Annotated in this window: 22 protein-coding genes; 14 read left to right on the top strand and 8 right to left on the bottom strand. The window is 72.6% G+C overall.

What is annotated here, in order from left to right; genetic code table 11:
- Nucleotides 1-82: 82 nt before the first annotated feature.
- From AB0J76_RS28445 to AB0J76_RS28455, 3 genes are all read left to right on the top strand, one after another.
- Nucleotides 83-835: a GntR family transcriptional regulator gene (locus AB0J76_RS28445; protein ID WP_352319883.1), complete on the top strand. Its 753-nt coding sequence runs from the start codon at nt 83-85 to the stop codon at nt 833-835.
- A 265-nt stretch (nt 836-1,100) separates the two neighbouring features.
- A complete protein-coding gene (locus tag AB0J76_RS28450; RefSeq protein WP_352319881.1) occupies nt 1,101-1,637 on the top strand; it encodes a GNAT family N-acetyltransferase in 537 nt (178 codons plus the stop codon).
- Between the two features lie 168 nt (nt 1,638-1,805).
- Nucleotides 1,806-2,486 carry a copper homeostasis protein CutC gene (locus AB0J76_RS28455; protein ID WP_352319879.1) on the top strand — a complete coding sequence of 227 codons (681 nt, stop codon included), beginning with the start codon at nt 1,806-1,808 and terminating at the stop codon, nt 2,484-2,486.
- 4 nt (nt 2,487-2,490) lie between these two features.
- Here AB0J76_RS28455 and AB0J76_RS28460 read toward each other — a convergent pair whose 3' ends face one another.
- The 5 genes from AB0J76_RS28460 to AB0J76_RS28480 all read right to left on the bottom strand — a co-directional run bounded on the left by AB0J76_RS28460 (nt 2,491) and on the right by AB0J76_RS28480 (nt 8,797).
- Nucleotides 2,491-3,627 carry an aldolase gene (locus tag AB0J76_RS28460; RefSeq protein ID WP_352319877.1) on the bottom strand — a complete coding sequence of 379 codons (1,137 nt, stop codon included), beginning with the start codon at nt 3,625-3,627 and terminating at the stop codon, nt 2,491-2,493.
- Between the two features lie 8 nt (nt 3,628-3,635).
- A complete protein-coding gene (locus tag AB0J76_RS28465; protein WP_352319875.1) occupies nt 3,636-4,958 on the bottom strand; it encodes an FAD-dependent oxidoreductase in 1,323 nt (440 codons plus the stop codon).
- A gap of 173 nt (nt 4,959-5,131) precedes the next feature.
- On the bottom strand, nt 5,132-6,649 hold the full coding sequence (locus tag AB0J76_RS28470) for an AMP-binding protein (protein ID WP_352319873.1): 1,518 nt from the start codon (nt 6,647-6,649) through the stop codon (nt 5,132-5,134).
- Between the two features lie 16 nt (nt 6,650-6,665).
- Complete coding sequence (locus AB0J76_RS28475; protein WP_352319871.1) at nt 6,666-7,733, bottom strand: hypothetical protein; 1,068 nt, start codon at nt 7,731-7,733, stop codon at nt 6,666-6,668.
- The gene (locus AB0J76_RS28480; RefSeq protein ID WP_352319869.1) at nt 7,730-8,797 is read right to left on the bottom strand and encodes an LLM class flavin-dependent oxidoreductase; all 1,068 of its coding nucleotides are present in this window, start codon (nt 8,795-8,797) and stop codon (nt 7,730-7,732) included. Before AB0J76_RS28480 ends, AB0J76_RS28475 begins: the two co-directional genes overlap by 4 nt.
- A 101-nt stretch (nt 8,798-8,898) precedes the next feature.
- Between AB0J76_RS28480 and AB0J76_RS28485 the strand changes: the two genes are divergently transcribed.
- The gene (locus AB0J76_RS28485) at nt 8,899-9,372 is read left to right on the top strand and encodes a hypothetical protein (protein WP_352319867.1); all 474 of its coding nucleotides are present in this window, start codon (nt 8,899-8,901) and stop codon (nt 9,370-9,372) included.
- Nucleotides 9,373-9,378: 6 nt separating this feature from the next.
- Here AB0J76_RS28485 and AB0J76_RS28490 read toward each other — a convergent pair whose 3' ends face one another.
- Nucleotides 9,379-10,350 (bottom strand): acyl-CoA dehydrogenase family protein, encoded by a 972-nt coding sequence (locus tag AB0J76_RS28490; protein ID WP_352319865.1) that lies wholly within the window; start codon nt 10,348-10,350, stop codon nt 9,379-9,381.
- 133 nt (nt 10,351-10,483) lie between these two features.
- Between AB0J76_RS28490 and AB0J76_RS28495 the strand changes: the two genes are divergently transcribed.
- Both AB0J76_RS28495 and AB0J76_RS28500 read left to right on the top strand, forming a co-directional pair.
- The gene (locus AB0J76_RS28495) at nt 10,484-11,155 is read left to right on the top strand and encodes a hypothetical protein (protein WP_352319864.1); all 672 of its coding nucleotides are present in this window, start codon (nt 10,484-10,486) and stop codon (nt 11,153-11,155) included.
- Nucleotides 11,156-11,284: 129 nt separating this feature from the next.
- Nucleotides 11,285-13,027, top strand: coding sequence for a proline--tRNA ligase (locus tag AB0J76_RS28500; RefSeq protein WP_352319862.1), 1,743 nt, complete (start codon nt 11,285-11,287; stop codon nt 13,025-13,027).
- A 160-nt stretch (nt 13,028-13,187) separates the two neighbouring features.
- Here the strand turns inward: AB0J76_RS28500 and AB0J76_RS28505 are convergent, their stop codons facing one another.
- Both AB0J76_RS28505 and AB0J76_RS28510 read right to left on the bottom strand, forming a co-directional pair.
- The gene (locus AB0J76_RS28505) at nt 13,188-13,676 is read right to left on the bottom strand and encodes a ferritin-like domain-containing protein (protein ID WP_352319860.1); all 489 of its coding nucleotides are present in this window, start codon (nt 13,674-13,676) and stop codon (nt 13,188-13,190) included.
- A 26-nt stretch (nt 13,677-13,702) separates the two neighbouring features.
- Nucleotides 13,703-14,221, bottom strand: a complete 519-nt coding sequence (locus AB0J76_RS28510) for a hypothetical protein (RefSeq protein ID WP_352319858.1) — start codon at nt 14,219-14,221, stop codon at nt 13,703-13,705.
- Nucleotides 14,222-14,529: 308 nt separating this feature from the next.
- On the opposite strand from AB0J76_RS28510, the gene rimP reads away from it, so the two are divergent.
- From rimP to truB, 8 genes are all read left to right on the top strand, one after another.
- Entirely contained in the window at nt 14,530-15,024 is a 495-nt protein-coding gene (gene rimP / locus AB0J76_RS28515) for a ribosome maturation factor RimP (RefSeq protein WP_352319856.1), read from the top strand.
- 12 nt (nt 15,025-15,036) lie between these two features.
- Nucleotides 15,037-16,041 carry a transcription termination factor NusA gene (nusA, locus tag AB0J76_RS28520; RefSeq protein ID WP_352319854.1) on the top strand — a complete coding sequence of 335 codons (1,005 nt, stop codon included), beginning with the start codon at nt 15,037-15,039 and terminating at the stop codon, nt 16,039-16,041.
- Nucleotides 16,025-16,324, top strand: coding sequence for a YlxR family protein (locus tag AB0J76_RS28525; protein WP_352319852.1), 300 nt, complete (start codon nt 16,025-16,027; stop codon nt 16,322-16,324). The genes nusA and AB0J76_RS28525 overlap by 17 nt, the downstream gene beginning before the upstream one ends.
- A 125-nt stretch (nt 16,325-16,449) precedes the next feature.
- Entirely contained in the window at nt 16,450-19,560 is a 3,111-nt protein-coding gene (gene infB / locus AB0J76_RS28530; RefSeq protein ID WP_352319850.1) for a translation initiation factor IF-2, read from the top strand.
- A 120-nt stretch (nt 19,561-19,680) separates the two neighbouring features.
- Nucleotides 19,681-19,977: a DUF503 domain-containing protein gene (locus AB0J76_RS28535; RefSeq protein ID WP_352320823.1), complete on the top strand. Its 297-nt coding sequence runs from the start codon at nt 19,681-19,683 to the stop codon at nt 19,975-19,977.
- A gap of 39 nt (nt 19,978-20,016) precedes the next feature.
- Nucleotides 20,017-20,457: a 30S ribosome-binding factor RbfA gene (gene rbfA / locus AB0J76_RS28540; RefSeq protein ID WP_352320726.1), complete on the top strand. Its 441-nt coding sequence runs from the start codon at nt 20,017-20,019 to the stop codon at nt 20,455-20,457.
- Nucleotides 20,454-21,491, top strand: a complete 1,038-nt coding sequence (locus AB0J76_RS28545) for a bifunctional oligoribonuclease/PAP phosphatase NrnA (protein ID WP_352320728.1) — start codon at nt 20,454-20,456, stop codon at nt 21,489-21,491. Before rbfA ends, AB0J76_RS28545 begins: the two co-directional genes overlap by 4 nt.
- A complete protein-coding gene (gene truB / locus AB0J76_RS28550) occupies nt 21,473-22,345 on the top strand; it encodes a tRNA pseudouridine(55) synthase TruB (protein WP_352320730.1) in 873 nt (290 codons plus the stop codon). The genes AB0J76_RS28545 and truB overlap by 19 nt, the downstream gene beginning before the upstream one ends.
- The last annotated feature ends 10 nt before the right edge of the window (nt 22,346-22,355 follow it).

Raw genomic sequence — 22,355 nt, forward strand, 5'->3', positions numbered from 1 at the left:
GGGCCGGTCGAGGGGCTTCGGTCAAGGGGTTGTGGCCTGCTAGAACCAGATCGTCTAAATTGTTGGAACAAAAGGGGTGAAAGTGGCAAGGTCGGTGCTGTATCAGCAGGTGGCGGCGGAATTGCGTCGAGCCATCTACTCGGGTGTCCTCGGCCCCGGGGCGCAGCTGCCGACCGAGGCACAGCTCATGGAAGACCACGGGGTGAGCAGGAACACCGTCAGGCTGGCTCTCGGGGAGCTCGTCAACGAGGGGCTGGTCACGCGCACGCCGAGGCGCGGCACGGTGGTCCGCGACCGCAGGCCGCTGCTCATCTACCCGCAGCGCGAGCTGGAGCCGCAGCCCACCGGTGAACTGAAGGAGGCCTTCGCCTACGCCGTTGCGCAGGAAGGCCGGGCGCCGAGCCAGTACATTGAAGTGCTGACGGTTTCTCCCGTCGAGGAGATCGCCAGCAGGCTGGAACTGGCCGACGGAGAGCTGGCGGTCGTGCGTCGCCGCCTGCGGTTCGTCGACGGCCAGCCGTACAACACCAACGACTCCTACTTCCCCCGTGATCTGGTCGCCGACTCCGAGATCGCCAGGCCCGGAGACATCGCGCGCGGGGCGAACAGGGTTCTGGAAGAACTCGGGCACGCGCAGATACGCGTCGTCGACGACATCTGGGCCCGCATGCCCAACCAGGAGGAGGCCGAGCGCCTCCAACTCGAACTCGGCACGCCAGTCATGGTCTACGTCCGAGTCGGATACGACGGGGCCGACATGCCAGTGCGTGTCGCTGTGTCGGTGCTGCCCGCCGACAAACATCTGATCAGATACGAGCTCGATCGTCGCCGCTGACGGGCTCGGTTGAAGGGGTGATCCCGCCGGCCGGGCGCAGCGAGAAAGCCGCCTCGCTGGCCTAGGGGAGTCGTGCATACTCCCCTAAATCGCCATTTATCCATATATATCGGGTTGAGGACCCATATCGCCCCTGCGCGACATTGCGTCATCACGCTGTGTGTCGGCACGGGCACCCAACGCATCGAAGGGCTGTATTATGCACACAAACACCCTCCTTCACCCCCTCGCACTCCGGCGCGCGGAGCCCTCGGACCTTCCCGGCGTGCTCCGGCTTCTCGCGGACACCGCCGAGTGGCTGCACACCCAGGGAGTGCGGCAGTGGCCGCGGCAGGGATTCGGCCCCGAGCGGATCGAGCCGCTCATCGAGGAGCGGGTCCTGTACCTGCTCGACGACGAACTGCGCTATCTCGACCCCGACGTCCAGGCCCCGCCCGTGGCGACCATCGCCCTCGACGGCAACGCCGACCCGGAGTTCTGGACCCCGGCCGACGACCCGGGGGCCGCGCTCTACGTCCACAAGCTGGCCGTGGCCAGGCCGTGGTCCGGCAGCGGGCTCGGCGACGCGCTCCTCGACTGGGCCTGCTCCGCGGCCCGTTCCGCCGGGCTGCCCTGGCTCCGGCTCGACTGCGCCAAGGCCAACCCGCGGCTGCAGGAGTACTACCGCATGCGCGGCTTCCGGCACGTCCGCACGGTGGATCTGCCGCACCGCTCGTCCGGGGCCCTGTTCCAGCGGCCGTCGCGCGACCTGACCACGACGGCCTTCCGTGACCTGACGGTCGCGGAGCTGATCAGCGCCTAGCGAACCCCTCTGGCCGGATCCGGTCCGGAAGGCGGCCGGGTCCGGCCGGTGGTCGCGCGCCGTCTCGCGCCAGGCGGCAGGTCACCTCGCCGGCATGTACCGCAGCGGCCCCGATGGGCCCGTGCGTTTCCGGCGCAAGTGGACAGAGCGCCATATAACCTCTTTGCCATGACCGGATCCCTCCTTGAGGTGATCGCGCTCAATGTGCGCGACGCCGTGGCCGCCGAGCAGGGCGGCGCCGACCGCCTGGAGGTCGTCGCCGACATGGCGGCCGACGGGCTCACCCCTGCACCGGAGACGGTCGCCGCGATCGCCGCGGAGTGCCCCCTGCCCCAGATGGTGATGCTCCGCTGCGCGGCCAACTTCACCGCCGACCCCGAGGTCCTGGACCGGCTGCGCCGCGACGCCAAGGCGCTCGCGCAGGCCGGCGCGGCCGGGTTCGTGTTCGGCTTCCTGGACGGCGCCGGCGTGGTCGACCTGGCGGCCACCGAGGCGCTCATCCACGCCGTCTCGCCGCTCCCGTGGACCTTCCACCGCGCGGTCGACCACGCCGCCGACGTGCAGGCGTCCTGGCGGGCCGTGCGGCTGCTGCCCAACCTGGCCACCGTGCTCACCTCCGGCTCCCCCCAGGGCGTCGGCGCAGGGCTGTCCACGCTCAGGTCCAGGGCCGAGGCCGGCGACGGGTCGATCATCCTGGCCGGCGGCGGGCTCAAGCCCGCGCACGTGCCCGACCTGCTGGACTACGGCATCCGCGCCTTCCACGTGGGCTCGGCCGTACGGGCGAGCTGGACGGACCCCGTCGAGTGGCGGCTGGTCCGGCAGTGGCGCTCCCTGGTCGAGCGCGACTGAGCCCTCAGGGATCCCCGGGCCGCCCGGCTCGGAGGGACAGGGCCGCGTCGGCGCGGCGGAGGGCGGCGGCCAGCGTCCTGACGGTGGCCGGCTCGTCCATGACGCCGCCCCCGGCCGCCCGCCGCTCCTCCCAGGCCCGTACGCGCTCCCGGTAGGAGTCGTAATGGGCCAGGTGGAAGGCGTAGACGGTGGCGAACCTGCTGACGAGCTGCGCCGGATGCATGTCCCAGCCCTGGTGGAAGCCATGGGCCAGGGAGTGGCCGACCAGCCGGGCGTGCCTGCCCCACAGGGCGTGGACGTCGTCCGCCCGGTCGGAGGCGGGCCCGGCGGCCAGCGAGCCGTCGGACAGCTCGACGCCCGTGCCCGCGAACGCCGTCTGCATCACGTGCCTGGCGTGGTCGCAGGCCGGATGGTCGAGCCGCTGCTCGTGCGGCGGCAGGCCGATGGCGGCGGTGTAGTCGAACACGCCGAAGTGCGCCGCGGCCAGCCGCCCGCCGAGCGTCCCGGGCAGCTCGGCCCGCAGGAAGGGCAGCGTCTGGGGAGCCTCCACCTGCATCTCGAAGCGCAGTCCGGCCAGGCCGAGCCGCGCCTCCAGCCGTTCCAGCACGCCCGCGAACTGCCCGAGGTACTCCTCCATCAGCACCTTCGGGAACGTCACAGTGAACCCCGCCGGCAGCTCGCCCGCCCGCTCCAGCACCCCGGCCAGGAAGCCGCCGAGCGTGCGCACCGACCTCGCCGGGTCGCCGTCGGCGAACGACTTCACCCGCAGCCCCCACCGCCGCGGCAGGGTCCCGGCGGCGTGCAGGGCGGCCACGGCCCGCGCGGCCCGCTCGGCGTGCCCGTCCTCCTCCTCGGGCGGGCGCACGCCGTAGCCGTCCTCGAAGTCGATCCGCAGGTCCTCGACCGGCTCGCGGGCCAGCTTGCCGAGCACCCGGTCGCGCATGTCCGGTGCGAACGCCTCCAGATGGGCCTCGGCCAGCGACAGCGCCCGCCCGCCCCACTCGGCGACGGTCGAGGCGGAGAACCGGTCGGCCGGCACGTAGACGGTGTGGACCGGCTGCCAGCCCGGCTCGGCCATGGGGTACCGAGCCTGCTGCGCCGCGTGAACCTCGGCGAAGCCGGGCACGGGCTCGTCGTGCACGTACGGGCTCATTCCCGGTGGGCGCAGGCGCGGAGCATGGTGTCGACGCCGACCAGTTTGACGCGTTCGCCCCGGCCGAGCGACCTGGCCAGCTCGCCCTCGGCCCGTTCGATGGCCAGCCAGTCGTCGTAGGTGACCGGCCGCACGCCCCGCTCGGCCAGCAGCGACTCGACCGTCGGCCGCGACGCGGGCGCACCGCCCTCCGGCGACCCGCCCTCCAGGTCGGCCAGCAGCGTGCGGACCGTCTCGGCGGCGTCGGACTTGTTGGTGCCGATGACGCCGGTCGGCCCGCGTTTGAGCCAGCCCGCCACGTACTCGCGCGGACGCACCCGGCCCGCCTCGTTGGGCACGGTCATGGTCCGCTCGGAGAACGGCACGCCGGGCAGCGGGACGCTCTGGTAGCCGACCGAGCGCAGCACCATGCCGACGGGCAGCGTCTCGTACTCGCCGGTGCCGACCACGCGGCCCTCCTCCGACAGGCGGGTGCGTTCGAGCCGGAGCCCCTCGACCCGGTCGGCGCCCAGGATCTCCACCGGCCGCAGCCAGAAACGCACGTCGAGGCGGCGCGGCCGGCCCACGGGCTCGCGACCGGCCCACGACTGCAGGACCTTGATGTTGCCCTGGACCTGGCGCGGGAAGTCGGCGCCCAGCACGGCCGCCTCGTCGGGGCGCACGCAGACGTCGGCGTTGGCCAGCTCGCCGAGCTCGCGCAGCTCCTTCAGGGTGAACTTGGCGTGCTCGGGCCCGCGCCTGCCGACCATGTGGATCGCCTTGACCTGGCTCTGGCTCAGCCGGTCGAGGACGTCGTGGGGCACGTCGGTGTGTCGCAGCTCCTCGGCGGTCTTGGCCAGCACGCGGACGACGTCGACGGCCACGTTGCCGACGCCGATCACCGCGACCTCGGAGCTGTCCAGGGTGAAACGGCCGGGATCGACGTCGGGGTGACCGCAGTACCAGTTGACGAAGTCGGTGGCCGCCACGCTGCCCGGCAGGTCCTCGCCGGGGATGCCGAGCCGCCGGTCGACCATCGCGCCCGTGCAGTAGACGACCGCGTCGTAGACGCCGAGCAGGTCCGCGACGGAGACGTGGTCGCCCAGCGTGACGCCGCCGAGGAAGCGCACCTGGGGCAGTTCGAGGACCCTGCGCAGGTAGTTCGCGATCGACTTGATCGAGGTGTGGTCGGGCGCCACGCCGTACCTGACCAGCCCGTACGGCGTGGGCAGCCGTTCCAGGACGTCGACCAGCACAGGCCCGGCCGACTGCTTGACCAGCGCCTCGGCCGTGTAGATCCCGGCCGGGCCCGACCCGATGACCGCCACGTGCAACGCCACGCTGCCTCCTCATGCCGGTGAAGGTGCGACGCGGAGGACGCGTCCCAAGAGGTGCAACCGGCCCGTGTGCTCGATGTATCCCCGGTCGCCCGCGGGTGAACCCGTCTCCCGTGAATACCCCTCCAACCGGATTCTCGCTCACGGGACCCCGCATGGCAGCCCCTGAAACGCCGCTATCCGGCGACGGCCCGCGCGCGCAGGGCGAGCTTGTCGACCTTGCCGTTGACGTTGACGGGCAGCGCGTCCACCACCTCGACGCGCTTGGGCACCTTGTAGTTGGACATGTTGGCCTTCGCCCAGGCCAGCAGCGCGCCGGCGGTGACGCGCGCGTCCGGGCGGGGCACCACGTACGCCACGCCGGCCTCGCCGGAGACCGGGTCGGGCACGCCGACCACGGCGGCCTGGGCCAGCGAGCCCTCGCGCAGCAGGAGCGCCTCGACCTCGGCGGGGGAGACGTTGAACCCGTTGACGATGTAGAGCTCCTTCTTCCTGTCCACGATGGCGAGGTTGCCCGCCTCGTCCAGCACGCCGACGTCGCCGGTGTGCAGCCAGCCGTCGGCGTCGATCACCTCGGCCGTCCTGGCGGGCTCGTCCCAGTAGCCGCGCATGACGCCGTAGCCGCGTTGCAGGATCTCGCCGCGCCGGCCGGGCGGGACCTCCTTGCCGTCGTCGTCCACGATCTTGACCTCGATGCCCGGGACGGCCCTGCCGGTGGTGTTCGCGATCACGTCGATGGGGTCGCCGGCCCGCGTCATGGACACGACCGTGCCCTCCATCAGCCCGTACGCGTTGATCATCCGTTCCAGGCCGACCCGCTCGGCCAGCCGGGTGATCAGCGTGGCGGGCACGGAGGCGGCCCCGCAGATGGCCACCCGCAGGGAGGAGACGTCCCAGTCGGCGCGGTCCAGCTCGTCCAGGATCCGGGCGAACAGGGTGGGCGGCCCGGCCAGGATCGTCACCTTCTCCGCGGAGATCAGCGACATCAGGGCGTCCGGCGAGAACACCGGGATCGGCAACATCGTGGCCCGCCGCAGCACGCACGCGACGAGCCCGGCGTTCAGCCCGAACCCGTGGTTGAACGGCGCGATCACCGGATAGCGGTCGTGCTCGTCCAGCGTGACGATCTCCGCCCAGTCCCAGTAGCCGCGCAGGACCTGGGCGTGGTCGAGCATCACGCCCTTCGGCGTGCCCGTGGTGCCGGACGTGGACATGATCTCGCACAGGTCGCCGGGCCCGACCGCCAGCGCCCGTTCCTCGGCCGCCCGTCCGCTCACCCCGCCCGCCTCCAGGCTGCCGGCCGCGCGCACGGCGACCCGGGCGTCCATGGGCGGCAGCAGGCCGGCGAGCGGCGGATCGCCGACGATGACGACCTTCACCCCGGTCCGGCCGATCAGCCCGGCCGCCTCGATGCCCTTGTACCGCGACGACAACGGCACGAGGACGGCCCCCGCGTCCCAGACGCCGAACGCGTGCCGCACCCACGACGCCGAGTTCGGGCCCCAGATCGCCACCCGGTCGCCGGGTTCCACGCCGAGGGCGATCAGCCCGCGGGCCACCTCGGCGGCCCCCGTCCTGAGCTCCGACAGCGTGACGCGCGCGCCGCCCTCGACGACCGCGACGGTGTCCGGATGGCGTGCGGCCTGGTCGCGCAGCATGCGGGGGAGCGTCCCCCAGTCGGGCATCGATGCCATCGGCTACTCCGTCGCGCTAGCTGACGAGGGCCCTGTCCCGGCCGAGATGGTGGCCGCGCCGGTCGTCCACCGTGCCGGGCACGGGGGTCTCCTGGACGTCCTGGGCGATGCGCACGTCGATCGAGATCGGGGTCAGGGCGCGCACGGCCTGCTCGATCCGTGACCGCCACATCGGGTTCCTGACCAGGCTCTCCCGGCCGAACGAGACGGTCAGGGCGGCGGCGTCCAGGGTGCCCTGGCGTTCGACCGACAGCTCCCAGCCGGTCACGCCGTCGATCTTCGACAGCGCCTTCTCGACCCGCGGCAACGCCAGCCACACGCCCCTGACCAGCACGTGGTCGCCTACGGTGTGCGCGGGCGCGGGCAGCCCTGAGCCGCCGGCCCTGGCCACCAGGCCGGTCCTGAGCACGGCGTCGCCCAGCGTGGAGTGCCCGGACGGAGTGAGGACCAGCTCCGCCAGCGCGTGCTGCGGGCCGGCCAGGTCGTCCTTGGTCAGCGAGGCCAGGCCCAGCACGCCGTCCGCGAGCGGCGTGAGCGGCGCGTCCTCGGCGGCCCTGAACGCGAGCGCGGCCCCGCCGAACGGGCTGGCGAGCACTTCGGTGACCGCGCAGCCGAACTCGCCGGCCAGATGTCCCATCGTGCGCCTGGAGGCGATCTCGCCGGTCAGGACGATGTGGTCGAGCCCGAGGTCGAGCGGGTCGAGGAGGAACTCCAGGTGCAGGCGGGCCAGCAGGTCCATCGCCCCCGTCGGGGTGCTGACCAGCGTGGTCGCGCCGAGCGCGGTCAGCGCGTGGTGCAGGCGCAGGCGGCCGCGCGGCCCGACGGCGGCGGCGGCCCGCGCGACCTGCGCGGCGGCGGCGGCCCACAACGCGCCCGCGGGCTCGGCGAGCGCCACCACGACCCGGTCGCGCCCGCCGACCCCGGCCGCGCGCAGCGCCGCCGCGGTGAGCCCGGTCGCGACGGCGGCGTCCTCGGGGCCGAGCGGGAACACGCTGGACAGGTCGGGCGCCGCGAGCAGCAGCCCTTCGGCGGAGCGTGCGGCCGAGGCGAGGTCGTCGCGGGTCAGCCAGCGGGCGGCGGTCAACGGGCCACCTCGTTCATGAACAGCGTCATCGACTCGCAGACCCGCTCGTGGGCCAGCCCGCCGACCTGCGCCTGGATGATCAGGTCCGTGGCGCCGGCCTCGGCGATCCTGGCCAGGGCCTTGCGCGAGCCCTCGACGTCGTCCACCACGACCATGAGGTGCTCGCGCAGGGTGGCCATCGCCTCCTCCGGCGGCATCCCGGCGGCGAGCTGGCCCAGCACGCGGTGGGTGGCGTGCCGGGCGTCGTAGTAGTCGGGCGGGGTGACCAGGTTGACCTGACGGCGGATGTACCACAGGACGGCGTCGGCGGCGGTGGCGGTGGCCTCGTCCCGGGTGGGGGCGGCGAACCAGGGGATCATCAGCGCCACGCGCCGGGAGGCGGGGTCGAAACCGCTCTCGGCCAGGCACTCCCGGTATTTCGCGATGTCGGCGGCGACGTCGTCGATGCCCTTGAGCATCGTCATGCCCAGCAGGTTGTAGCCGTGCCGGGCGGCGGCCAGGTAGCCCTCCAGCGAGGTGGAGGCCACCCACACGGGCGGGTGCGGCTCCTGGACCGGACGCGGGTAGACGGCCACGTCGGGGATCTCGAAGAACTCGTTCGACCTGCTGATCGGCTCGCCGTCGGCGCGCCAGATGGCGAGGGTGGCCTCCAGCGAGTCCTCCCAGATCTGCCGCGACTTCTCGAACGGCCGCTGGAAGGCCTGGTACTCCAGGGGGGAGGCGCCGCGTCCGGTGCCGAACTCGACCCGGCCGCCGCTCAGCACGTCGAGGGTGGCGACCCGCTCGGCGGTGCGGATGGGCGACTGGAACGGCAGCAGCACCACGCCGAGCCCGAGGTGGATGCGCTCGGTGCGCTGCGAGATGGCCGCGAGGACCAGGTCGGGGGCGGAGGAGTGGGAGAAGCCCCTGGTGAAGTGGTGCTCGACGAACCAGGCCGTGTCGAACCCCAGCCGATCGCCGAGGACGACCTGCTCGATCACGTTCTGGAACGCCTGTCGTTCGACCCCGCGGGTGCGGCCGCGGACCTCCAGTTCGTACCCCAGGCTGATCCGTAGGGACGTCATCGCGCCTCCGGCGAAAGTAGTGAACCAAGCGCTCGCTTGGTAGAGCGTATCAGGGCCGAACACTTGCGGGAAGGGCGCGCCGCCGATCAGAGTGGTTGCTCGTGAGGCGAAAGCACGCGCTGCGGCGGTCGAAGGACGGCACGTTCCACGACCATGGCGACGACGGTCCCTCGCTCCCCGACGCGCGCGGTTACGAGGCTTTCGGCCGGGTCATGGCCGCCCTCGCGACCGAGGCCGACGTCATCGAGTCGTGCCGCGACCTGACGTGGTGGCGCGGCGCCGACCGGAGCTGGCACATCGAGTGGCGCGACGGGCCGTACGCCTCGGAGGTGGCCGCGCTGCTCGCCGGCCAGGTCGGCGACGCGGGCGGCGCGCCGCTCACGGCCGCCGGCCCCGCGGGCGCGGGCTCGGCGGTGCTGGAGGTGCTGGGGGTGCGCTTCGAGCTGCGCGCGATCGACCCCATGGGCCGGGCGCGGGTGCGCGCGCGACCGGGGTTGTGGCGGCTGGCCGAGGCCCTCGACACCACCCGCCGCACCAACACCCGCCACCCGTGGGAGGAGCTGCTCGGCGGCTGAGCCGCCTCACGCCTCGCCGAAGACGTGCGCGGCCAGGCGGGCGCGGTGCGTCCGCGGCGGGCACAGGAGCTGGGCGTCGGACGTGGCCCGCTTGAGGTACCGGTGCGCCGGATGCTCCCAGGTCACCCCGATCCCGCCGTGCACCTGGATGTTCTCGCCCGCCGCCGTCAGGTAGGCCTCCGCGCAGTACGACCCGGCGACGGCGGCGAAGACCTCCGTCTCCGGTCCCGACGCCGCCTCCGCCGCGGCCCGTGCCGCCGAGCGGGCCGACTCCACGAGCAGCAGCACGTCGGCCAGCTTGTGCTTGATCGCCTGGAACGAGCCGATCGGCCGGCCGAACTGCCGCCGCGAGCGCGCGTACTCGGTGGCCATCTCCAGGCAGCGCGCCGCGCCGCCGGTCTGCTCAGCCGCCAGGGCCGCGATCCCGAGGTCGCGTACGCGGGCCCAGGACGTCCCCGGGCCCAGCCGTCGTACGGGTGCGCGGTCGAAGGCCAGGGAGGTCAGGGGGCGGGTCTCGTCCATGGTCGGGTACGCCGTCCGCCGCGTCGGCGCGGCCTCCACGAGGTGCTCGCCGGTGTAGACCAGCACGATCTCGCCGTCCAGCGCGTACGGCACCGCGCCCGAGAGCCGGTCGTCGGCCAGCGCCAGCTCCCCGTCGCCCGGCAGCACGACGGTCGCGGTCGCCGCCCCCGAGGCCAGCTCCGGCAGCAGCCGGGCCCGCGCCTCCTCGTCCCCGTCGGCCATCAGCGCCCCGACGGCCAGCACGGCCGACTGCAGGAACGGGTGGGGTGACAGCGCCCGGCCCAGCTCCTCGGCCACGGCCGCCGCCTCGGCCGGGCCGCAGCCCGCGCCGCCGTACCGGTCGGGCACGAGCAGCCCCGCCGCGCCCACGTCCCGCGCGAACGCCTGCCAGGTCGCGTCCGGCCGGTCGGCGAGGTAGGCGCGGACGACGGCGCCGAGCTCATCGGAGAGGGTCATCCGAGCATCGTAAACCAAGCGATTGCTTGCCTTAGATACGGATGACCGAAATTTGCCTTTTGTGGATGGATACATAATCTGGATGCGGTCATCCCTAGACATTTCCGGGGGAGGGATTGACCAGGGAATGAAGATGAACCACACCGCCATCGAGTACGCCGACTTCGCCGAATGCGACCGGCGTCTGCGCCGCATGGAACGCCATGTGCTGGCGGCCTTCCTGGCAGGACTGGCCGTCGGCCTCGTCGGCATGTTCACCGCCGGCAAGGGCCCGGAATGGTTCGGCCAGCTCTACGACCCGTACGCCTACCTGACCCTCGCGCTGGTCGTGGGCGCCACCGCGTCGGGGTTCGGCTGGGCGCTGCTGACCACGTTCCTGGCGGCCGTGTCCACCGTGGTCGCGGCCATGGGCGCGGGCGCGCTGCGCGGTGTGGACGGCTTCGACGTCATCGGCGGCGGCGTCGCCGGGCTGAACTGGACGGTCGGCCTGCTCGTCGGCCTCGGCCTGCTCGCCTACGTCACCCGCAGGCGGGACCGCTGGGGCGACCTGGCCGCGGGCGCGATCGGCGCCCTGCTGATCGCCGACGTCGTCGACCGGGCGACCCCCGGCTTCATCGACAGCGAGCAGTCGTTCTGGCCCGGGCCCGCCACGGTGGTCGCGCTGCTGGCCGTGGCCCTGGTCGTGGTGCTGCGCAGGAACCGGCGGGCACGCGTGCGCGCCCTGGCGGTCTCGGCCGTCTTCGCCGGCCTGTTCACCCTGTGCCTGGGCGTCTTCGTGGGCGGCTGGCTGCCCCTGTCGGCCTGAGCCGGCGTACCGGCCGCGAACCCGGCGATCCGGCCGATCAGGACCCGCGCCCGATTAACGCCGCGCGGCGCGGCTCCCCGAGTCGATAGCCTGTAATCCTTCAGATCCAGGCCCGAGCAAGGAGTAGCCGTGTTGCTGCGCATGTCGTCGTTGTTTCTTCGCACCCTGCGGGACGACCCGGCAGACGCGGAAGTGCCGAGCCACAAGCTCCTCGTCCGCGCCGGCTACGTCCGTCGCGTGGCCCCCGGCATCTACTCGTGGCTGCCCCTCGGCAAGCTGGTGCTGGAGAACGTCACCAGGATCGTCCGCGAGGAGATGAACCGGATGGGCGGCCAGGAGGTGCTCTTCCCCGCCCTGCTGCCCCGCGAGTACTACGAGGCCACCGGCCGCTGGACCGAATACGGCGACACCCTGTTCCGGCTCCAGGACCGCAAGGGCGCCGACTACCTCCTCGGCCCCACGCACGAGGAGCTCTTCACCGACATGGTCAAGGGCGAATACTCCTCGTACAAGGACTACCCGGTCACGCTCTACCAGATCCAGACCAAATACCGCGACGAAGCCAGGCCCAGGGCCGGCATCCTGCGCGGCCGCGAGTTCCTCATGAAGGACTCCTACTCCTTCGACCTCGACGACGACGGCCTCAAGCGCTCCTACGAGCAGCACCGCGAGACCTACATCCGCACGTTCGACCGGCTCGGCATCCAGTACAAGATCGTGTTCGCCACCTCGGGCGCGATGGGCGGCTCGGCCTCCGAGGAGTTCCTGGCGCCGACCCCCACCGGCGAGGACACGTTCGTCGCCTGCCACTCCTGCGGCTACGCGGCCAACGCCGAGGCCGTCACCACCACCGCGCCGCCCGCCCGCGACCTCGACGGCGCCGCGCCGATGCGGGTCCTCGACACGCCCGACACCCCGACCATCGAGTCCCTGGTGTCCTACGTCAACGAGCGCCACGGCCTGTCCGTCACCGCCGCCGACACGCTGAAGAACGTCGTCGTCAAGGTCACCACCCCCGGCTCCGACAAGGTCGAGACGCTGATCGTCGGCGTGCCCGGCGACCGCGAGGTCGACTTCAAGCGCCTGGAGGCCGCGCTCGCGCCCGGCGAGCCCGCCATCTTCGAGGCCGCCGACTTCGCCGCCCACCCCGGCCTCGTCCGCGGCTACATCGGCCCGCAGATCCTGCGCGAGCTCGGCATCCGCTACCTCGTCGACCCCCGCGTCGTCACCGGCAGCTCCTGGGTCACCGGCGCCAACGAGCCCGGCAAGCACGCCGTCGACGTGGTCGCCGGGCGCGACTTCGTCCCCGACGGCACGATCGAGGCCGCCGAGGTGCGCGCCGGCGACCCCTGCCCCCGCTGCGGCTCCCCGCTGTCCATCGACCGCGGCATCGAGATCGGCCACATCTTCCAGCTCGGCCGCAAGTACGCCGACGCCGCCGGCCTCGACGCCCTCGGCCCCGACGGCAAGCCCGTCCGCATCACCATGGGCTCCTACGGCATCGGCGTCTCGCGGGCCGTGGCCGTCATCGCCGAGCAGGCCCACGACCAGCTCGGCCTGGTGTGGCCGCGCGAGGTCGCGCCCGCCGACGTGCACATCGTCGGCACCGGCAAGGAGAACCAGGTCGAGGCGGCCCTCGAGCTGGCCGGCGAGCTGGAGGCGCAGGGGCTGCGGGTGCTCGTCGACGACCGCGCCCAGGTCTCGCCGGGCGTCAAGTTCAAGGACGCCGAGCTGCTGGGCGTGCCCACGATCGTGGTGATCGGGCGCGGGCTGTCGCAGGGCGTCATCGAGCTGCGCGACCGGGTGACCGGCGTCAAGGAGGAGATCCCCCTCGCCGAGGCCGCCCCCCGCATCCTGGCCGCCTGCCGCTGACCCACCCCCCGCGGGCCGATCCGCGGTCCCGGCTCCCGTGCGGGGGTCGGGCCGCTGTCCCGGCTGTCGTGATGAGACCGGGCCGCTGTCCCGGCTCCTGTGGCGGGGCCGGGCCGCTGTCCCGGCTTCCGCTTCGGGCGCCGGCCCGTTCGTGGTGTCGTCAGCCGCCGGAGCGGGACGGGGCCGGCGTGGGAGGCGGCGTGGGGGGCGGAGTGCTGCCCGGCATGCCGGGGAAGGCCGCGGGCGGCGCCGGCTGGAAGGCGTAGGCGCGGGTCGCCGACTCCTGCATGGCCAGGGCGGCGTACTTGCGCAGCGCGGGGTCGCCGGCGGCGGCCAGCTCCAGATAGGCGGCCGTGACGCCGTTCTCCACCTGCACGGCCAGCCGGGCGGCCTGCGCGGCGCCCGTGGGCACGTACGGCAGCGCGTAGGAGGGCTCCGACTCGCTCGGCCGGCCCCCGCGGCCGACGATCAGGTTGCGCAGCTGGTCGCGGCGGGCCCGGTGGGCCTCGTACGCGGCGCCGGTCAGGTCCCGCAGGGAGCCGGTCGTGCGCGCCCCCAGGAGCCCGTAGGCGAACACGGCGGCGTGCTCGGCGGCCAGAGCCTTGCGCAGCTTCCCGACGTCGTCCCCGTCCATCAGGGCGCTGTTCATCCCGATCCCCATCATCCCGATCCCGTTCACGACGACTTGGGCAGCGACACGGCGTGGACCGCCTCGCACGCCCCGATGCTGGCGAGGAGCTGGGCCACGCCGGGCGACAGGCCGGCGAGCTGACGGGGCCGCTGCGCCGCGGCCCGGCGCTCGACGTCCCGCAGCCGTGACAGCGTGGGCCTGGGGGACTGCGACGGCGTGGCGCCGGGCGACGCGCCCGGCGATGCGGGCGAGGAGACGGCGGGCGAGGAGACGGCGGGCGAGGAGACGGGCGGCGGGCCCGCGGGCAGGTACTTGCGCAGCTCGGCCAGGTGCGCCTGGTGCCGGGCGCGGAAGGGCTCCAAGGAGTCGGCGCCGCCCGCGATCAGCGCCGAGTAGAGGGCGACCGTGCGCTCCTTGTCGGCGACCACCTGCCGCAGCAGGACGGTCTCGGGCGAGTCGGGCGCCGGGGTCGCGGGCCCGGCGGGGCCCGAGGCGCTGCAGGCCGTCAGGGCGGCCGCTCCGCCCGCCAGCACGGCTCGCCTGGAGAGGTGACGCGGGCGCACGGGCTTGGACCTCCGGTGACTACGGACCCGGTGACGAGGGACCCCAGTGACCGGGGCGCCGACGGCGACGGCTCCAGGTGACTGCGGACGCAGATAGCATCGTACGGGCTGGTGCCCGGGAACGCCGTCAGGCGACGCCCCACCACTCGCCCCGCCACTCGACCCGCCACTCGACCACGACGAGTGGCGCTCTCCCCGTGCCTCCGTACAGATAGGGTGTCAACTGTCGTCGCTGGCTGCGCAGCCAGACGGCGGAGAGCCAGTGGCGAGGTCCGCCCGGCTGAGACATGACAATAGGGGAGGTCGATATGGGCAGCGCATCACCCCGCGACCACCTGATGAAGCTCCTGGAGCCTGTGGTCGGCGCGGAGGGCCTCGATCTGGAGGACGTCACGGTCACCCAGGCGGGCAAGAGGCGGTTGCTGCGCGTGATCGTCGATCGCGACGGCGGCGTGAGCCTCGACGACATCGCCGACGTGAGCCAGGCCGTCTCCACGGCGCTCGACGAGGACGACGTGATGGGACAGGCCGCCTACACCCTTGAGGTCTCCTCTCCGGGCGTCGACCGCCCGCTCACCGAGCCGCGCCACTGGCGCCGCGCCGCCAAGCGGCTGGTGAAGGCCGAGATGAGAGACGGCACCGTGGTGGAGGGCCGTGTTCTGGCGGCGGACGAGAGCGGCGTCGACCTCGACGTCGCCGGCTCCGCCCGCCGGCTTGATTACCAGGACCTGACCCGAGGCCGGGTGCAGGTGGAGTTCCGCCGGATCGACGACACCGACGACGTCGACGGCGACGAAGGCTAAGGGGGAAGCCTCGTGGACATCGACATGAGCGTCCTGCGCAGCCTGGAGCGGGAGAAGGACATCTCCTTCGACCTGGTCGTCAAGGCGATCGAGGACGCGCTGCTGATCGCCTACTTCCGCACCGAGGGGGCGGCGCCCAAGGCGCGCGCCGAGCTCGACCGCGGCAGCGGCCACGTCACGATCTGGGCGGCCGAGCTCGACGACGAGGGCGACGTCGTCAGGGAGTTCGACGACACTCCGGGCAACTTCAGCCGGATCGCCGCGACCACCGCCAAGCAGGTCATCCTGCAGCAGCTCCGCGACGCCGAGGACGAGATCAACTTCGGCGAGTTCGCCAGCCGCGAGGGCGAGCTGGTCTCGGGCGTGATCCAGCAGGGCAAGGACCCGCGCGTGGTGCTGGTCGACCTCGGCAAGATCGAGGCCGTGCTGCCGCACGCCGAGCAGGTCCCGGGCGAGGACTACGTGCACGGCGAGCGCATCCGCGCCTACGTGGTGCAGGTGAAGAAGGGCCACAAGGGGCCGTCGGTGACGTTGTCGCGCACCCACCCCGGCCTGGTCAAGAAGCTCTTCGCGCTGGAGGTGCCCGAGATCGCCGACGGCACCGTGGAGATCGCCGCGGTGGCCCGCGAGGCCGGCCACCGCACGAAGATCGCGGTCCGCTCGCGCAAGCCGGGCGTCAACGCCAAGGGCGCCTGCATCGGCCCGATGGGCTCGCGCGTCCGCAACGTGATGACCGAGCTGCACGGCGAGAAGATCGACATCATCGACTGGTCCGAGGATCCGGGCGAGTTCGTCGGGAATGCGCTGTCACCGGCCCGTGTTTCCCATGTCGAGGTTCTCGATCTCGAAGGACGGGTCGCACGGGTGACGGTCCCCGACTACCAGCTTTCGCTGGCCATCGGCAAGGAAGGGCAGAACGCCCGGCTTGCCGCAAGGCTCACCGGATGGCGTATTGACATCCGGCCTGACACACAAGCCGAGGATGCCGCCGGTTCCGTAGATGCGTCAACACGGTAAGCTGGAATATGGTGGCCACGCGGCCCCACAGCGCACCTGTGTGGGCTGCAGGGTTCGCACGGCAAAGTCCGAGCTGCTCCGCCTGGTGCGGATCGAGGACCATCTGGTCCCTGATCTGCGAGGACGGCTTTCTGGCCGCGGTGCATCGCTGCATCCGTCCTTGAGCTGTCTGGAGCTCGCCGAGCGTCGCCGAGCGTTCCCGCGCGCGTTCCGCGTGCCGGGACCGCTTGACAGCTCGCGTGTGCGGGCACACCTGGAGGAGGAATCACGAAATGTCATGTAGGACGCCGAGTTGATGGGCGGAGTCAGATTGCTATGAGCGCCTGATGAGCACGCGGCGATGAAGACGTCAAGTTAACGACGGTCCGGACGGCACAGCCAGCCTCCCGGGCCGAGTAAGGGAGTGCAGTGGCGAAGGTCCGGGTATACGAGCTCGCTAAGGAGTTCGGCGTAGAGAGCAAGGTCGTCATGGCCAAGCTCCAAGAGATGGGGGAGTTCGTCCGATCGGCGTCCTCGACCATCGAGGCGCCGGTGGTCCGCAGGCTCACCGAAGCTCTGGGCGCATCGAAGGGTGGGCCCTCCAGGGGCGGCGGTTCGTCGTCCAACAGGCCGCAGCCGCCCAAGGCTGCGCCCCGTCCGGCAGAACACCAGGCCGGCAACGGCGCCGCGGAGGCGCCGACCCCTATTACTCCGCGTCCAGGCCCGGCCCCGAGGCCCGGCCCGCGTCCCGGCCCCGCGGGCGGCGCGCAGCCGCGTCCGCCGGTGCCGATGCCCCACCAGCCGCAGCAGCAGCCCGAGGCGGCGCGCGGCGAGACCTCCGGGGCTCCGCAGGCCCGCTTCGAGAGCGCGGCCGGTTCCGGCGCGCCCGCCCGTCCGACTCCGGGGCCGCGCCCGGGTCCCGCCGCCCGTCCGGGTCCCAAGCCCGGTCCGGCGCCGCGTCCCGGGCAGCCTTCCGGTGGTGGCGGCGGCCAGCAGCAGGCTCCGCGTCCGGGTGCGCCCGCAGGCGGCGGCCCGCGTCCCGGTCCCGGTCCCAAGCCGGGTCCGCGTGGCCCGCGTCCGGGTAACAACCCGTTCTCGTCCAACGCCAGTGGCATGGGCCAGTCCCGTCCGCCGCGTCCCGGCGGCAACCGCGACGGCGGTGGCCCCGGTCAGCGCGAGCGTCGTGAGGGTCCGCCGCGTGACGGCGCGATGCCGCGTCCGCCGCGTCCCGGTGGCGGCGGCGAGGCCGGTCCGCGTCCCGCGGGTCCGCGTCCCGGTCCGCCCGGTGCGGCCGGTCCGCGTCCGGGTCCCGGCGCCGGTGGTCCGCGTCCCGGTGGGCCGCGTCCCAACCCGATGATGATGCCGCAGGGTCGTCCTGCCGGTCCGGGCGGTGGCCCGCGTCCCGGTGGCGGCGGCGGTGGCGGTCGTCCCGGCGGCGGTGGCGGCGGTGGCCGTCCCGGCGGTGGCGGCGGTCGTCCTGGTGGCGGCGGCGGCTTCGCCGGTCGTCCCGGTGGCGGCGGCGCCGGTCCCCGTACCGGCACCGGTGGTCCCGGTGGCGGCGGCGGTGGCTTCGGCGGTCGCCCGGGTGGCGGCGGCCGTGGTCGCGGCGGTGGCACGGCGGGCGCGTTCGGGCGTCCCGGCGGCCGTCCCGCGCGTGGTCGTAAGAGCAAGCGTCAGAGGCGCCAGGAGTTCGACAACATGTCGGCGCCGGCGATCGGCGGTGTGCAGGTCGCTCGCGGCAACGGCGCGACGATCCGCCTGCCGCGCGGCGCGTCGCTGTCCGACTTCGCCGACCGCATCGGCGCGAACCCCGCCTCGCTCGTGCAGATCATGCTGCACCTCGGCGAGATGGTGACCGCGACCCAGTCGGTCAACGAGGAGACGTTGCAGCTCCTCGGCGCGGAGCTCGACTACAACATCCAGGTCGTCAGCCCGGAGGAGGAGGACCGCGAGCTTCTCGAGGCCTTCGACATCGAGTTCGGCGAGGACGAGGGCGACGAGGCCGACCTGGCCGCGCGTCCGCCGGTCGTGACCGTCATGGGTCACGTCGACCACGGTAAGACCAAGCTGCTCGACGCCATCCGCAAGACCAACGTGGTGGCGCGCGAGGCGGGTGGCATCACCCAGCACATCGGTGCCTACCAGGTCGCCACGACGCACGAGGGCGAAGACCGCAAGGTCACCTTCATCGACACCCCGGGTCACGAGGCGTTCACCGCCATGCGTGCCCGAGGCGCCAAGTCCACCGACATCGCGGTGCTGGTGGTCGCGGCCGACGACGGTGTGAAGCCGCAGACGATCGAGGCGCTCAACCACGCCCAGGCGGCCGACGTGCCGGTCGTGGTCGCGGTGAACAAGGTCGACAAGGAGGGTGCCGACCCCAACAAGGTCCGCGCCCAGCTCACCGAGTACGGCCTGGTCGCCGAGGAGTACGGCGGCTCGACCCTGTTCGTCGACATCTCGGCGAAGAACGGCACGGGCATCGACAACCTCCTCGAGGCGATCCTGCTCACCGCCGACGCCGAGCTCGACCTGCGGGCCAACCCGACGATGGACGCCCAGGGCATCGCGATCGAGGCGCACCTCGACAAGGGCCGCGGCCCCGTCGCGACCGTCCTGGTCCAGCGCGGCACGCTGCGCGTGGGCGACTCGATCGTGTGTGGCGAGGCCTTCGGCCGCGTCCGCGCGATGCTCGACGACAACGGCGACCCGGTCGAGGAGGCCACGCCGTCCCGTCCGGTCCTGGTCATGGGTCTGACGGCCGTGCCGAGCGCCGGTGACAACTTCATCGTCGTCACCGACGACCGGATGGCCCGCCAGATCGCCCAGCAGCGCGCGGCGCGCAAGCGCAGCGCCGACATGGCGAAGTCGAGCCGTCGCCGCACCCTCGAAGAGCTGTTCAGCGACCTTGAGAAGGGTCGCGTCGACGAGCTCAAGCTCATCATCAAGGGTGACGTGTCCGGTTCGGTGGAAGCCCTGGAAGACGCCCTGCTCAAGATCGACGTCGGCGACGAGGTCAGGCTCCGTGTCCTGCACCGCGCGGTCGGCGCCATCACCGAGTACGACGTCAACCTGGCCGTCGCCGACGACAACGCGGTCATCATCGGCTTCAACGTGCGCCCCGAGCCTCGGGCGCGCGACCTGGCCGAGCGCGAGGGCGTCGACATCCGCTACTACTCGGTCATCTACCAGGCGATCGAGGAGATCGAGGCGGCGCTCAAGGGCATGCTCAAGCCCGAGTTCGAAGAGGTCCAGATGGGCACCGCCGAAGTCCGCGAGGTCTTCAAGGTGCCGAAGATCGGCAACGTCGCCGGTTCGCTGGTCCGCTCCGGCACGATCGTCCGCAACAGCAAGGCCAGGGTGATCCGCGATGGCGTCGTCATCGCCGACAACCTGACCGTCTCGTCCCTGCGTCGCTTCAAGGATGACGCCACCGAGGTCCGCGAGGGCTTCGAGTGCGGCATCGGTGTCGGTTACAACGACATCCGGATCGACGACACGATCGAGACGTTCGAGATGCGGGAGAAGCCGCGGGCCTGACCCGCGGCCGGGCGCCCGGCGGAACCTCCGCCGGGCGCCTCTCGCACGCCCGGGCCCCCTTCCCACCGCAGCGGGCCGGTCGTGCTTCCACCCCACCAGGCCAAGCGGTGGTTTCACACGATGTATGTGGGTGCTCTGACCCTGGACATCCTGCTCGGCGACGTGCGTTCGCTGAAGCAGAAGCGCTCTGTCGTCCGGCCTCTGATCGCCGAGCTGCAGCGACGTTACCCGTCCATCGCGGTGGCCGAGACCGGTCATCTTGACCTGCATCGCAGGTGCGAGGTGGGCGTCGCGGTGATCTCCGCCTCCGCGGGTAACTGCAAAGAGGTGATGGACGCCTGCGAGCGGATGGTGGCCTTCCGCCCTGAGATCGAGTTGCTGTCAGCCAGACAGCGCCTCTACAACGACGAAGATTGAACGACAGCACGGCCAGGTCGTGCGTGAGGGGGAGCGAACATGGTGGATGCCGCACGAGCGCGCAAGCTCGCCGACCGCATCCAGCAGATCGTCGCCGAGATGCTGGAGCGCCGGATCAAGGACCCGCGCCTGGGCTTCGTCACCGTGACCGACACGCGGATCACGGCCGACCTGCGTGAGGCGACGGTGTTCTACACGGTGTTCGGCTCCGACGCGGAGCGGTCCGACAGCGCGGCCGCCCTGGAGAGCGCCAAGGGCATCATCCGCGCCGAGGTGGGCCGCCAGACCGGCGTGCGCTTCACCCCGACGCTGACGTTCCGGCACGACCCGCTGCCCGACAGCGCCCGCCAGCTCGACGACCTGATCAACGCCGCCAGGGCGCGGGACGCCGAGGTGGCGCGCCGGGCCGAGGGCGCGGCCTACGCCGGCGAGGCCGACCCCTACAAGAAGCCCGATGAGGGTGAGGACGACCAGGCGTGACGTCGCACGTGCGCGCCCGAGCCGAGCAGCCCTCCCAGGAGGCCACGGACATCCCCGAGGCCGCCTGGGAGCGCGCGGTCCAGCTCATCGGCCAGGTCGACGAGGTCGCCCTGGCCTGTCACGTGTCGCCCGACGGCGACGCGCTCGGCTCGATGCTGGCCGTCGGTTACGTGCTGCGCTCGATCGGCAAGCAGGTCGTGGCCTCCTTCGGTGACCAGTACTTCGCGGTCCCGCGGATCCTGCGGTTCCTGCCGGGGCAGGAGATGTTGTGCCCGCCGGCCGACTATCCCGAGGCCCCGGCGCTGATGATCACCTTCGACTCCTCCACGTTCGAGCGGCTGGGCCTGCTCAGCCCCAACGCGGCCAGGGCGGAGGAGGTCATCGTGATCGACCATCACCCGTCCAACGCCGGGTTCGGCACGCACAGCCTCATCGACCCGCGGGCGGCGGCCACGGCCATGCTGGCCGAGCAGCTCATCTACCGGCTCGGCGGCAGCCTCGACCGGGACATCGCCACCTGCCTGTACACCGGCCTGGTGACCGACACGGGCTCCTTCCGGTACGCCTCCACCACGCCGGCCGTGCACCGGATGGCGTCCCGGCTGGTGGCCACGGGCCTGCACACCGACGAGATCGCCCGCGAGCTGTGGGACCGCTCGCCGTTCGGCTACCTCAAGGTGCTGGCCAGGGCGCTCGACCGGGTGCAGCTGGAGGGCTCGATGGTCTGGACGTACGTGCCGCGGGTCGACCGGGCCGCGTACGGGCTGCCGTACTCGGAGATCGAGGGCATGATCGACATCGTCCGCCGTACCGACGAGGCCGAGGTCGCGGTCGTGCTCAAGGAGGACGACCACGGCGACTGGCAGGTGTCGACCAGGTCCAAGGGCGGGGTCGACGTGGCGGCCGTGTGCGCCGCGCTGGGCGGCGGCGGACATCACAACGCGGCCGGGTTCACCTCCTACGACAGCGTGGAGGAGACCATGGCCAAGTTCAGACGAGAGCTGGGGAAGGCTGGATGGCCGAGAGCGGTCTGATCATCGTCGACAAGCCGGGCGAGTGGACCTCGCACGACGTGGTGGCCAAGATGCGGCGCATCGCGGGCACCCGCCGCGTCGGGCACGCCGGCACGCTCGACCCGATGGCCACGGGCGTGCTGGTGATCGGGGTGGAGAAGGCGACCCGGCTGCTCGGGCACCTGGCGCTGACCGAGAAGGTCTACGAGGCCACGATCCGGCTGGGCGTGTCCACCAACACCGACGACGCCGAGGGCGAGACCGTGGCCACGGCGTCGGCGGCGCAGGTGGGCGCGGCCGAGGTGCACAAGGGCGTCGAGGCGCTCACCGGCGCCATCATGCAGGTGCCGCCGCAGGTCAGCGCCATCAAGGTCAACGGGCAGCGGGCGTACAAGATGGCCCGCGCCGGCGAGGAGGTCGCGCTCGCGGCCCGGCCCGTGACCGTGTACGGCTTCGACGTGCTCGACATCAGGGCTGCCGGCGACGTCGTGGACGTCGACGCGGTCGTCACCTGCTCCAGCGGCACCTACATCCGGGCTTTGGCCCGCGACCTCGGGGCCGCGCTCGCCGTCGGCGGCCACCTGACGAGCCTGCGCCGGACCCGGGTCGGCCCCTATGACCTGTCGCTGGCCCGCAGCATCGACCAGCTCGCCGAGGAGTGCGTGGTGCTGCCCATCGGCGAGGCGGTGTCGGCGGCCTTCCCGCGCCGGGACGTGACCGCCGAGGAGGCGCGCGTGATCGGCCACGGCGGCCGGCTGCCCGCGGCCGGGCTCGGGGACGGGCCGATCGGCGTGTTCGGGCCGGCGGGCGAGCTGCTGGCGCTGGTGGAGGAGCAGGGCCGGATCGCCAGGCCCCTGGCCGTGTTCGCGGGCTGAGCCGCGACGC

This window comes from Nonomuraea sp. NPDC049624, assembly GCF_040675255.1.
In the GTDB taxonomy this organism is placed as follows: Bacteria; Actinomycetota; Actinomycetes; order Streptosporangiales; family Streptosporangiaceae; genus Nonomuraea.